Below are 11,809 nucleotides of genomic sequence, written 5' to 3' on the forward strand. Positions count from 1 at the left end.
CATCCCCTCCCTGCGCGAAGCATCGGATGAGGATGGCCGGTTCTGTTATGGGCCCGTTCAGGATCAGGGGAGGGGGCGCGGCTTCAGAAGCGCCGCAAACTGCGCCATGAGCGCCTGGGTAAGGTTGTACGCCACCATCTGGGCGCCATCGGCATAAGAAGCGGCAGCAGCCTCGGCATCGCCCACCAGGTCCAGCCTTAGCGATCCGGCCGAGGCCAGTGCCGCGTTGACGCGCGCCCGCGATTCCGGCACTGACAGGTCCCCGGGGCCGCTGGACGCTGCCAGGTCGGCGGCTCCGAGCAGCAGCCCGTCCAATCCATCAACAGCCACGATCTTGTCCACCGCCGATACGGCGAGCGGGGACTCAATCATGCCGATCACCAGTGTTTCCTCGGCCAGACGCGCCTTATGGTCCGGGCCGCTGACGGCACCATAGGACCCAGCCCGCCCATAGGTCGCGAAGCCGCGCCGCCCGCGCGGGGGATAGTGGGCAGCGGCGACGACGTTCCGAGCCTGCTCCGCACTGTCCAGGTGCGGCATAACCACCCCGGCAGCTCCACTGTCCAGTGCCCGCAGAATCAGGGCGTCCTCACCCTCCCCGACGCGCACCAGTACATCGGCGCCGTGCATGGCTGCGGCAGCAATGTGCTGGCGCAGGGCCCCCACATCTGCCGGCCCGTGCTCACAGTCGATCAGAATGAAGTCGAACCCCGCCACGGCGAGCATTTCCACGAGTTCCTCCGAGGGCATGCGGAGGAGGACCCCGCAGACGCGCTCACCCGCGAGGACGCGTGTGCGCAGGGCACGCCGTTCCGGCTTCATGCCACCATCCCTGCAGACAGGTCCACGTCGGCACCGCAGAGGCCGGGCATCCCGAGCATCGCGACCACCGCCGCGCCGACCTCTTCCTCAGTTACCATCCGGCCCAGGGCGGCGCGCGAGACAAAGACGTCCTGAGCCTGCTCATACGTCTTGCCGGTCCTTTCGGCCTCCAGGCGGAAATTGCGGTCCATCCTGGGACCGTCCACCGGCCCCGGCGAGAGGGTGTTGACGTTGACTCCCGCCGGTCCTACTTCGAAGGCCAGGGTTGAGCTGAGCCCGATCACAGCCATCTTTGAAGCACAGTAGGGTGTCCGGCGTATGAGGGGCCGCTTTCCTGATACCGAGGCGAGATTGATGATGTCTCCGCTGCCCCGGCTGACCATGGCAGGCAGGAAGGCCCGGCACATCAGGAAGGTACCTCGGACGTTGACGTTGAAGACCTCGTCCCATTCATCCGGCGAGATATCGGTCAGCGGTGCGACTGGTCCGGCGATTCCGGCGTTGTTGACGAGGATCGACACTTCGGTCCCGGACAGGCTCTTTTCAAGCTGCCCGACAGACTCGGGATCGGCCACATCCACGGTGCGCCAGGTTGCGCCATTCCCGAGCGCGGCCGCGACTTCCTGCAGTGGCTCCGGGCGCCGGCCTGCGATCACAACCTCTGCGCCGGCGTCGTGAAGGGCCCGCGCAATGGCAGCGCCCAGCCCCGTACCGCCCCCGGTGACGAGCGCCGTGCGGCCGGTTAGGGATGTCATAGGGTCGCTCCGGCGGAGGTGGTGCCCGCTAGGGCGCGGTCGATCCACTCGAACTGTTCGCCGCTGTGGCGCCAGGCCCGCACGTCGCCCGAACGGGCATGTCCCTCGAAAAGCTCAACGCGTGCTGCCCGGCCCAGGACCCGGCCCAGCTCGGCGGATGATTCGGCATTCTCAATGGTCTGGTAGGTCACGGTCTTGAGGTACTTCCCCACCCAGAGGCCGCCGGTGTACCTTGCCGCACCGAGAGTCGGGAGGACGTGGTTGGTGCCGATAACCTTGTCGCCGTAGGAGACGCACGTGTTCTCGCCGAGGAAGAGGGCTCCGTAGTTGTGCATCCTTGTCAGTGCAAGGGCGGGGTCGGCGGTGAAGATCTGGACGTGCTCGGCGGCGAACTGATCCGCGACACTGTACGCCTCATCAAGGTCGTCGACCACGATGACCTGGCCCCAGTTCCGCCATGCCGGTTCGGCGAAGTCCTTGGTGGGCATGTCCGGCAGGATGCGTTCAATGTGCTCAAGCGCCTCGCGGGCCACCTTTTCAGAGGTGGTCACGAGGATCGCGGGCGAGTCCGGTCCGTGCTCGGCCTGGGAGAGGAGGTCGACGGCGACAATGAACGGGTCAGCGTCGGCGTCCGCGACGATGAGGACCTCCGTGGGCCCGGCAAAGAGATCGATGCCGATCTCGCCGAAGAGCTGCCGCTTGGCCTCGGCGACGTAGGCGTTGCCGGGACCGGCAATCATGTCCACGCGGTTGATCGTCTCGGTGCCGAGCGCCATTGCTGCGACTGCCTGGACGCCGCCCAGCAGGTAGATCTCATCTGCCCCGGCCAGCTTCATGGCGGCGATCGTCGCGGCCGGAATCTCTCCCCGGATCGGCGGCGTGCAGGCCACGACCCGCGGGACTCCGGCCACTTTGGCGGTGATGATGGTCATGTGGGCCGAAGCTGTGAGGGGGTACTTGCCGCCCGGAATGTACGCACCGGCGGCTTGCACCGGAACATGCCGGTGACCGAGGAAGACACCAGGGAGGGTCTCGATCTCGACGTCCTGCATCGAGTCCCGCTGCGCCTGGGCGAAGGTGCGGACCTGGTCCTGGACGAAAACGATGTCCTCGATGACCTGCTGGTCCAGTGTTCCCATGATCTCTTCGATCTGGTGGTCCGAGAGCCGGAATGAGTCCAGGGTCTGCTTGTCGAAGAGTTCGGCGTATTTGCGGACGGCAGCGTCGCCGTCGGACCGGATTTCTGCGATGATCTGGCCCACACGCTCTGCCACGTCGGCCTGGCTTGTGTCTGCGAAGGACTTGGACGGTGCTTGCTTCAGGTACTTGACCACAATTACTCCTCGTTGTTGCATACGTATGTCTATAATAGGAACGGGCCAACACCGAGGTCAATAGTCTGATTCGATAGAACCTTGCAGCGCCTGGAGCGCCGAAGACCGTAGGGAGAACTAGATGACTGTCACAAGCCGTGATGTCGCTCAGCTCGCAGGCGTTTCGCAGCCAACTGTGTCCCGGGCGTTGAGGGATGATCCCCGCGTCTCCGAGGCAACCAAGGAGCGGGTCCGCAGGGCCGCCGAACGCCTGGGCTACGTTCCCAGCGACGCCGGACGGGCCCTGTCCAGCGGGCGGACGCGGCGTGTCGGCCTCCTGCTCACGGACCTCGAAAACCAGTTCTATCCGCATATCATTGCGCCCGCGTTCCACCAGCTGGAGTCGCGCGGCTACCAGCTCATGTTGCATACCGAGGCGGCGGATAACGACGTCGTCGCGGAGCGGCTGATCTCCAACGGGCTCGATGGCGTGATCCTGGCGACCTCCACGATCGACTCCGTGGTGCCGCTCAGGCTGCGGGACCGCGGGCTTCCGTTCGTCTACTTCAACCGGACATCCGCGGCCGTACGGGCCGATGCGGCCGTTGTGGATCCCGCGCAGGGCATGGGCGAGGCCGCCGAGGTCCTCTTCGAGCACGGCCACCGCCGGATTGCTGCAATCCTCGGTCCGGCCAACACAAGTACTGCCATCAACCGGGAGATTGCACTGCGCGAGGCGCTCGCCCAGCATGGCATTTCCATTCCCGCACCCTACGTTCATCGGGGTCCGTTCGACACGGCCACCGGCCAGGCCGGCACGGAGCGTTTCCTGCAGATGCCGGAGCCGCCCACCGCCATCGTCTGCGGCAACGATGTGGTGGCGTTCGGCGCCCTCAATGCCGCGCGAAGCGCGGGTGCAGAGGTTCCCACTGACGTGTCGATCATAGGGTTTGACGACCTGCCGTCCGCTTCCTGGCCCATTATCCGGCTGACCACCATTTCCTACGATCTCGATGCCATGGTTCGCCGGGCGGCGGACCTGCTCATCGAACGGATAGAGAAGCCGGACCGGCCTGTTGAGGAGTCCGCCTTCCAGTCCCGGCTGGTCATGCGCGACACGCTGGCACGCATCCACTGACCCGTCGCTGATTGAAAAGTTCAGCCAAAAGGGGTTGCCAGCATGTTGTGCATACGCATACACTCGCTGTTGTCCCCACCTAACTTCCGTTCCTGAAAGCGAGTGAAAAGCGTGTCTCTCGACCCCGCTGCCTACAAGCCCTACAACGATCCTGACGACTTCATCCGCGAGGTCACCGACTACATCTGGGTTGAGCGCCAGATCGGCTTCATCCGCGACAACTACGAGCCCGACTCCATCGTCCACGGCTCCTACGGCACGTCCACTACGCGGCAGGAAGTCATCGAAGGATGCCTGATGCGGATCTCGCAGGCACCGGACCACATTGGCCAGGCGGGGGATGTCATCTGGGAGGCCCGCGGCAACGACGCCTTCCTCAGCTCGCACCTCGTTCTTTCCGGGGAGGCCGGCTTCAAGGTGGTAGGCCGAACAATCGCGAACTGCCTGTACCGCCGGGGCCGGATGGTCGAGGAGTGGGTGGTCCGTGACGAACTCGCCCATGCACTGTCCAAGGGCCTGGACCCCGATGAGGTTGCTCGGACCAAAGCCTTCCGTGGCTACACCGGATCGTTCACCGAATCCGCACCGGCAGACGTCATCGCCGTGGGTGATTCAGGTCCCAGGCCCGACGACTACCGTGACGAGGTCGAGAATGTCCTTGCCATGATCGGGCAAGTGTGGAACGACCGTGACCTCAAGAAAGTCGACGAATTCTTCGTTCGCGACCTGACTCTGCACACGGTCGGCAACGACCTCATCATCCGCCCCGAAGGCTACCGGCGTCAGCTGCTGCGGTTCCTTGATGCCTTCCCTGGCGGCCAGTTCGAAGTCCGTGACATCCAGACGCACAACGACCCGCGTTATGGCGGCCTTCGAGTTGCTGTCACGTGGAAGTTCACAGGCGACTACATCGGCCAGGCCCGTTACGGCGCAGTCACCGGCAAGCCGGTGGATGTCCTGGGCATCTCGCAGTTCCTCGTCCAGAACGGTCGGATCGTCAACGAGGTCAAGCTGTGGGATGACATCGCCATCCGGGCGCAGATCAACGCCACCCGCGGCGACGGCCCTGAGCCGGCCGCCAACATCTACTGACCCCGCTCGACATCCCCGAAGGAGGGATCATCATGACCAGCACCATCGATTCAGAGCAAAACATCGACAGCAGTGAGATCCAGCGGCGGACCATCCGCCGCACGGACTGGGTTCCATGCAACTCGGCATTTATTGACTGCCGCACTCCGGGCTCGGACAAGAAGGAGAACTACGCCTTCGTCGGCCCCGGCGTGTCCCAGAACCCCAACCAGTACGTCAACCTCACCGAACCGCATGGCTTCAACACCGGCGCCGCCGGCATGCCCAATGGCATCAGCAACAACCTGCACCTGCACTTCACCGCCGAAGTGTTCATCAACCTCGGAGGCGAGTTCCGGCTCCGCTGGGGCGCAGATGGCAAACAGGGGGAGTACATCGCCAAGGACGGCGACATCATCTCCGTTCCCACCTGGATTTTCCGCGGCTTCACCAATGAAGGGCCGGACGAGGGGATTCTTTACACGGTCCTTGGCAGGGACGACACCGGCGGAATCATCTGGGGCCCGTCCGTGCTCCGGGAAGCCGAGTCCTATGGGCTGTACCTCACTGCAGACAACCGCCTGATCGATACTGTGGCCGGCGACGAGCTCCCGGAAGGCGTGGCCCTGATCAAGCCTATGCAGCAGCATTTCATCGATGACCTGACCACGTACACGCCGGAGCAGATGCGCTCCCGCGTGGTTCAGCCCGGCGACCGCATCTACAGCCAGCACGCGCTCCTATGCAACGCCCTGCCCGGCGGCCGCGCTGAACTAAGCCTGGTGATCGGCTACGGAATGTCCGAGGACAGGCGCCAGGTCCCGCCGATCCATGAGCCGCACAGCTTCAACCTTGCGTGGCTGCGGGCGGAGCCGGGCGAGGGCGTGCTTCGGCACCGCCATGACAGGCCGCAGGTAGTGCTTGTTAAGTCCGGTCGCTGGGCGCTGACGCTGAACGGGGATGCGAGCACGACGCTGGAACTGGGCCCAGCCGACTCCTTCTCCGTTCCCGCCAACAGTTGGCGGGAGTTCCGTTGCCTGGAGGGCGGCGAAGCAGCAGCGACGCCGGGTACCGGTGAGCTCCTGGTGATCAACCCGGGCGATGACCGCGTGCGCCTTGAATGGGCACCAGAGGTGGCAGCCGCGGCCCACGACGCCGGTTGGGTCATCGACCCCAACGGCTACGTTGCCCCTACGGCCGTCATGGAAGGCGCAGCCGAGGACGACTGACGAGGGACGGGGCAGGAGGCCGCCGCAGGATGCGGCGGCCTCCCGCTTTTAACCGTTGCCCACTTCGGCCCTTACGCCAGACCAACGCGAGGAAAGCCATGCAACGTCCAGTCACTCTCCGCCGCGTAAGTCCAGCCACATGGAACTCGCCACCCGGCTTGTGGTCAGGGATTCAACGGCGCCTCACGCCGGGTGAATTTGGCACCTAGCCGTCTCCAGGCGATGCCCCTCACCGGTCTCCTGCCATGTCCGTGCCGGGTGGTTGTCAGTACACTGGGACGCATGACCGAGCAGGAACCGGCCGGGCAGCTGGCCGATCCGGACGCCATCGATACGTCATTGCGCACCCCGGCGCAGCGGTCCCGCACGTTCGCAGGGATCCTGGCGAACACTGCCCTCGCCAACATCACCACCAGCTACCTGTGGTTCGCCCTGACTTTTTGGGTGTACCTGGAGACGCGCAACGTGATCGCCACCGGCGTCATCGGAGGGGCCTATATGCTGCTGATCGCTGTTTCCAGCATCAGCTTCGGCACGTTCGTGGACCGCTACCGCAAACTGGCCGTGATGCGCTTCGCCGCCGGCTTCACCCTGGTGATGTTCGTGCTCTCCGGGGTGATGTTCCTGCTGACACCCGCCCGCTCGATGCTGGACCTGACGCAGCCGTGGTTCTGGATCTTTGCCGTGATCATCCTGACCGGTGCGGTGGTGGAAAACATGCGCAATATCGCCCTGTCCACCACGGTCACCATTCTCATCGAGCCGGATCGGCGGGCCAATGCCAACGGGCTGGTGGGCATGGTGCAGGGACTCATGCTCATCGTCACCTCCGTGCTCTCAGGGCTTTCGGTCGGGCTGCTGGGGATGGGCTGGACGGTCGTGGTGGCCCTTGTGCTAACGGCGCTGGCATTCGCGCACCTGCTCATGCTGCGCATGCCCGAGGAAGTGCGGCCGGCGGCCACGGATGCGCACGGCGGTTTCGACCTGCGCGGCTCCCTCGCCGCCGTACTGGCGGTTTCGGGTCTGTTCGCGCTGATCCTGTTCTCCACGTTCAACAATTTCATCGGCGGCGTCTACATGGCGTTGATGGATCCCTACGGCCTGGAAATGTTCTCCGTGGAGCTGTGGGGCACGTTCTTTGCTGTGGCCTCCACTGGGTTCCTCATCGGCGGAGCGCTGATCGGCAAGTTTGGACTCGGGGCCAACCCCTTGCGCACCATGCTCATCGCCGTGATCGTCATGGGTGTCCTCGGCGCCGTCTTCACGCTGCGGGAGTGGGCGTGGCTCTACATTGCGGGCATTTGGCTGTACCTGGTCCTGATACCTTTCGTGGAGGCCGCGGAGCAGACCGTCATCCAGCAGGTGGTGCCTCTGCAGCGGCAAGGCCGGGTGTTCGGATTCGCCATGGCCTTTGAGTCCGCTGCGGCGCCAATCACCGCGTTCCTCATCGCCCCGATCGCCCAGGTGTGGATTATCCCGTACGCCCGGTCCGCTGAGGGCGCCGCCGAGCTGGCCCCGCTGCTGGGCGAGGGTACTTCCCGTGGCATCGCCCTGGTGTTCCTGGTAGCTGGGATCATCATGATCGCGGCCGCGCTGCTGGCCTTCCTGACCCCCGTTTACCGCCGGGTCTCGGCGTCCTATGCGCAGGCTGCTGCTGAGGAACCGGGGATGGCGGAGAGCAGGACGCCGGAAATCTGACGGAAACCTAACGGGCCTACGCTGATCAGGAAAACCGCCACGGAGGCGATGCGTCGGAGAAGCTGGCTTGCATGATCCTCCGGGTCTATAAACGTAGGACCGTGCCCGGCACCAGAAGGGAACCTGATGCATCTGATGCCCCGTGAGCAGGAAAAGCTCATGATCGTGGTGGCCGCCGACCTTGCCCGGCGGCGGCAGGCCCGAGGACTTAAGCTCAACTACCCCGAAGCCGTTGCCATCATCAGTTACGAACTCATCGAAGGCGCCCGTGATGGCCGCACCGTGGCGGACCTGATGAGCTACGGCACCACAATCATCACCCGGGAAGACGTGATGGAAGGCGTCCCGGAAATGATCCATGACGTCCAGATTGAAGCCACGTTCCCTGACGGCACCAAGCTTGTCACCGTCCACGATCCGATCCGATAAGGCAGGCGGCCATGATTCCAGGCGAATACATCCTTCGGTCTGAACCGGTAACGGTGAACGCCGGACGGGAGGCGATCGACGTCGTCGTCACTAACACCGGTGACCGGCCCGTGCAGGTGGGCTCGCACTTCCATTTTGCCGAAGCGAACGCTGCGCTCACCTTCGACAGGCAGGCTGCCTACGGGCGCAGGCTGGACATCCCCGCCGGAACGGCTGCACGCTTCGAACCGGGGGACAGCAGGACCGTGCGGTTGATTGAACTGGCAGGCAGCCGCCAGGTCTACGGCCTGAGCAACGCGGTCAACGGTCCGCTGGTAGCTCCGGAAGCAGGTTCCAAATGAGCTTCGACCTTCCCCGCCGGCAGTACGCGGACCTGTATGGCCCGACGACGGGCGACGCCATCCGGCTGGCGGACACCGAATTGTTCCTTGAAATCGAGAAGGACCTCACGGTCTACGGCGAGGAAGTGGTGTTCGGCGGCGGCAAAGTGATCCGCGACGGCATGGGCCAGAACGGCCAAGTGGTGCGGAGTGAAGACGTTCCGGACACTGTCATCACCAACGCCGTCATCCTCGACTACACGGGCATCTACAAGGCTGACGTTGCGCTTCGGGATGGCCATATCTTTAAGATCGGCAAGGCAGGCAACCCGCAGATCACCGACGGCGTGGACATCGTCATCGGCCCCAGCACCGAAATCATCGCCGGGGAACGGAAAATCCTCACGGCCGGCGGCATCGACACCCACATCCACTTCATCTCCCCGGACCAGGTCCCCACCGCCCTCACCAGCGGCGTGACCACCATGGTGGGTGGTGGCACAGGCCCGGCCGAAGGCACCAAAGCCACCACGGTCACCCCCGGCAAATGGCACATCCAGCGCATGCTGCAGGCCGCAGAGGGGCTGCCCGTCAACATCGGCTTGCTCGGAAAGGGCCATGCGTCCGCCGTCGAACCCCTCGCCGAGCAGATCCGCGCCGGTGCCATCGGGCTCAAGGTCCACGAAGACTGGGGCTCCACCACCTCCTCGATCGACAACTCGCTCAAGGTGGCCGACGAATACGACGTCCAGGTGGCCATCCACACCGACACGCTCAACGAGTGCGGCTTCGTGGAGGACACCATCCGCGCCATCGACGGCCGCGTCATCCACACCTTCCACACGGAAGGTGCCGGTGGCGGGCACGCGCCGGACATCATCCGGATCGCCGGGCTGCCCAACGTCCTGCCGGCGTCCACCAACCCCACGCTGCCGTACACACGGAACACCATCGAAGAGCACCTGGACATGCTCATGGTCTGCCACCACCTCAACCCGGACATCCCCGAGGACGTGGCCTTCGCCGATTCCCGCATCCGCGCCGAAACCATCGCCGCCGAGGACGTCCTGCAGGACCTGGGCATCTTCTCCATCACATCCTCCGACTCCCAGGCCATGGGCCGCGTGGGGGAGGTAATTACCCGCACCTGGCAGGTGGCGGACAAGATGAAGAAGCAGCGCGGCGTTTTGAACGATCCCGACGGCGGCACGCACGGCACTGCGGGCAGCGACAACTTCCGCCTCAAGCGCTACGTGGCGAAATACACCATCAACGCTGCCATCGCGCAAGGCATGGCCGAGTCCATCGGATCCGTGGAGGAGGGCAAGTTCGCTGACCTGGTGCTCTGGGACCCGGCGTTCTTCGGCGTCAAACCCGAACTCGTGCTCAAGGGCGGCCAGATCGCCTACGCGCTCATGGGCGACGCCAACGCCTCCATCCCCACCCCGCAGCCACGGACCATGCGCCCCATGTTCGCCGCATTCGGCAAAGCGGTGCAGCAGTCCTCCATCACGTTCCTGTCGCAGGCAGCCATCGACGCCGGGGTCCCCGAAGAACTGGGCCTGCAGAAAGTCATCCGGCCCGTCTCCGGCATCCGTTCCCTGACCAAAGCCGACCTCAAATACAACGGCGCCACTCCCGACATCCAGGTGGACCCGGAGACTTACCAGGTGACCGTCGACGGCGAGGACGTCACCTGCGAGCCCTCCGACGTCCTGCCCATGGCCCAGCGCTACTTCCTCTTCTAACTTTCCCCACCGGAGCCCTACGTGATCATCGAAAAAGTCCTCGGCAACCTCCACGAACTGCCCACCGCCGACCTGGCCGCCTACATTGGGCTGCACCGCGAGAAAGTGGTGCTTCCCAGCGCCCAGCTGGTCAAGCGCATCCAGCGCGTTACTACCGACCACGGCAAGGAAATCGGCATCCGGCTGCCCTCCGGCTCCGGTGACCTTCGCGACGGCGACATCCTGCACGTTGCCGAAACGAACATGATCGTCGTGTCCGTGCTCCCCACCGACGTGCTCGTGGTGAGCCCGCGGAGCATCCACGAAATGGGCGTCGTGGCACACTCCCTGGGCAACCGTCACCTCCAGGCCCAGTTCTTTGACTCGACCTCGGAATATGAAGCCGACGTCATGGTGTGCGCCTATGACCACACCGTCGAGGACTATCTTCGCCACGTCGGCGTGCCCTTTACCCGCCAGGAGCGCGTCATGCCTGTGCCTTTTCGCCATGCTGAGCACTCGCACTAACCCCGCGTCCGCTGGGCCCGTTCAGGCTCCAGCGGGTGAAGGGGGCTGTGCCCGCTTCGCGGTGCCCACCACACCGCAGCCCCCTTCACCCGCCTCCGCCGGTGTGCCCACGTACCAGTTAGCGCTGCAGCAATTGGTGGATTCCGCTTTGCCTACTGGAGCTTTTGCACACTCGCTTGGGTTTGAGACTTACGTCGACGCTGGGGTCATTTTTGATGAGGGGTCCTTCGGCACCTGGCTGTCCGCCTTCTTGGCCCAGCAGTTGACATACTCCGATGGCTTGGCCATCCGGTTCGTCTTCGAGGACGTTCCGCTTGAGGAGTTGGATGAGCTCTTGTCTGCTTCTTTACTGCCTCGGCAGGTTCGGGAGGCGAGCTTGAAGATGGGTGGGCGGTTGTTGGAGATCGGGGCTGAAGTGTTCCCTTCCCCTTCGCTCACGCTGTACCGGGACCTGGTGACCACTGGCCAGGCCGCCGGGCATCAGCCGCTGGCGTTCGCCGTCGTCGCACGCTCCCTGGGGGTGCCGCTCGGAGAGGCGCTCAGCGCCTACCTTTTCGCCGCCGTCACATCACTGACTCAAAACGCCGTCCGGGCCATCCCGCTGGGGCAGAACGCCGGCCAGCGGCTGCTGCGGACAGCGGCCGACGACGTCGCTGCCGCCGTCGAACGCGTCGCCCTCCTGACGCCGGACGACTTCGGGGCCCTCAGCCCCGGACTGGAAATTTCACAGATGCGGCACGAGCGGCAACGCGCCCGAATGTTCATGAGCTAGCAGGAGG

12 protein-coding genes are annotated in these 11,809 nt (G+C 64.6%); 9 read left to right on the plus strand and 3 right to left on the minus strand.

Translation table 11 applies throughout. The features are described 5' to 3' along the window. Positions 1 to 63 precede the first annotated feature (63 nt). From ACLKOZ_RS05215 to hisD, 3 genes are read right to left on the minus strand one after another with little or no spacing between them, the layout of a single operon-like run. Entirely contained in the window at positions 64 to 822 is a 759-nt protein-coding gene (locus ACLKOZ_RS05215; protein ID WP_436473329.1) for an HpcH/HpaI aldolase family protein, read from the minus strand. Further along, the gene (locus tag ACLKOZ_RS05220; protein WP_436473331.1) at positions 819 to 1,577 is read right to left on the minus strand and encodes an SDR family NAD(P)-dependent oxidoreductase; all 759 of its coding nucleotides are present in this window, start codon (positions 1,575 to 1,577) and stop codon (positions 819 to 821) included. Before ACLKOZ_RS05220 ends, ACLKOZ_RS05215 begins: the two co-directional genes overlap by 4 nt. Beyond that, positions 1,574 to 2,911: a histidinol dehydrogenase gene (hisD, locus tag ACLKOZ_RS05225; RefSeq protein WP_436473333.1), complete on the minus strand. Its 1,338-nt coding sequence runs from the start codon at positions 2,909 to 2,911 to the stop codon at positions 1,574 to 1,576. The genes ACLKOZ_RS05220 and hisD overlap by 4 nt, the downstream gene beginning before the upstream one ends. Before the next feature lie 121 nt (positions 2,912 to 3,032). Here hisD and ACLKOZ_RS05230 point away from each other — a divergent pair, with 121 nt between their 5' ends. From ACLKOZ_RS05230 to ACLKOZ_RS05270, 9 genes are all read left to right on the plus strand, one after another. Beyond that, positions 3,033 to 4,028, plus strand: coding sequence for a LacI family DNA-binding transcriptional regulator (locus ACLKOZ_RS05230; RefSeq protein WP_436473335.1), 996 nt, complete (start codon positions 3,033 to 3,035; stop codon positions 4,026 to 4,028). A 111-nt stretch (positions 4,029 to 4,139) separates the two neighbouring features. Beyond that, complete coding sequence (locus ACLKOZ_RS05235; RefSeq protein WP_376044427.1) at positions 4,140 to 5,120, plus strand: ester cyclase; 981 nt, start codon at positions 4,140 to 4,142, stop codon at positions 5,118 to 5,120. A gap of 32 nt (positions 5,121 to 5,152) precedes the next feature. Then, positions 5,153 to 6,328 (plus strand): cupin domain-containing protein, encoded by a 1,176-nt coding sequence (locus tag ACLKOZ_RS05240; protein ID WP_436473338.1) that lies wholly within the window; start codon positions 5,153 to 5,155, stop codon positions 6,326 to 6,328. 282 nt (positions 6,329 to 6,610) lie between these two features. Next, positions 6,611 to 8,026, plus strand: a complete 1,416-nt coding sequence (locus tag ACLKOZ_RS05245) for an MFS transporter (protein ID WP_436473340.1) — start codon at positions 6,611 to 6,613, stop codon at positions 8,024 to 8,026. A gap of 126 nt (positions 8,027 to 8,152) precedes the next feature. Then, the gene (locus ACLKOZ_RS05250; protein WP_337345513.1) at positions 8,153 to 8,455 is read left to right on the plus strand and encodes an urease subunit gamma; all 303 of its coding nucleotides are present in this window, start codon (positions 8,153 to 8,155) and stop codon (positions 8,453 to 8,455) included. Between the two features lie 11 nt (positions 8,456 to 8,466). Then, positions 8,467 to 8,796: an urease subunit beta gene (locus tag ACLKOZ_RS05255; RefSeq protein WP_337345514.1), complete on the plus strand. Its 330-nt coding sequence runs from the start codon at positions 8,467 to 8,469 to the stop codon at positions 8,794 to 8,796. Then, the gene (gene ureC, locus ACLKOZ_RS05260; protein ID WP_337345515.1) at positions 8,793 to 10,523 is read left to right on the plus strand and encodes an urease subunit alpha; all 1,731 of its coding nucleotides are present in this window, start codon (positions 8,793 to 8,795) and stop codon (positions 10,521 to 10,523) included. Before ACLKOZ_RS05255 ends, ureC begins: the two co-directional genes overlap by 4 nt. A 21-nt stretch (positions 10,524 to 10,544) precedes the next feature. Further along, positions 10,545 to 11,030 (plus strand): urease accessory protein UreE, encoded by a 486-nt coding sequence (gene ureE / locus ACLKOZ_RS05265; protein ID WP_436473343.1) that lies wholly within the window; start codon positions 10,545 to 10,547, stop codon positions 11,028 to 11,030. Between the two features lie 103 nt (positions 11,031 to 11,133). Further along, positions 11,134 to 11,802 carry an urease accessory protein UreF gene (locus tag ACLKOZ_RS05270; RefSeq protein WP_436473520.1) on the plus strand — a complete coding sequence of 223 codons (669 nt, stop codon included), beginning with the start codon at positions 11,134 to 11,136 and terminating at the stop codon, positions 11,800 to 11,802. Positions 11,803 to 11,809 lie beyond the last annotated feature (7 nt).

Origin of the sequence: Arthrobacter sp. R4, from assembly GCF_051365025.1 — a bacterium.
Classification (GTDB): domain Bacteria; phylum Actinomycetota; class Actinomycetes; order Actinomycetales; family Micrococcaceae; genus Arthrobacter.

Coding starts and splice junctions, on each gene's coding strand:
- ACLKOZ_RS05230 (WP_436473335.1), top strand. CDS start 3,033: ATGACTGTCACAAGCCGTGATGTCGCTCAGCTCGCAGGCGTTTCGCAG.
- ureC (WP_337345515.1), top strand. CDS start 8,793: ATGAGCTTCGACCTTCCCCGCCGGCAGTACGCGGACCTGTATGGCCCG.
- ACLKOZ_RS05220 (WP_436473331.1), bottom strand. CDS start 1,577: ATGACATCCCTAACCGGCCGCACGGCGCTCGTCACCGGGGGCGGTACG.
- ACLKOZ_RS05215 (WP_436473329.1), bottom strand. CDS start 822: ATGAAGCCGGAACGGCGTGCCCTGCGCACACGCGTCCTCGCGGGTGAG.
- ACLKOZ_RS05240 (WP_436473338.1), top strand. CDS start 5,153: ATGACCAGCACCATCGATTCAGAGCAAAACATCGACAGCAGTGAGATC.
- ACLKOZ_RS05245 (WP_436473340.1), top strand. CDS start 6,611: ATGACCGAGCAGGAACCGGCCGGGCAGCTGGCCGATCCGGACGCCATC.
- ACLKOZ_RS05255 (WP_337345514.1), top strand. CDS start 8,467: ATGATTCCAGGCGAATACATCCTTCGGTCTGAACCGGTAACGGTGAAC.
- ACLKOZ_RS05250 (WP_337345513.1), top strand. CDS start 8,153: ATGCATCTGATGCCCCGTGAGCAGGAAAAGCTCATGATCGTGGTGGCC.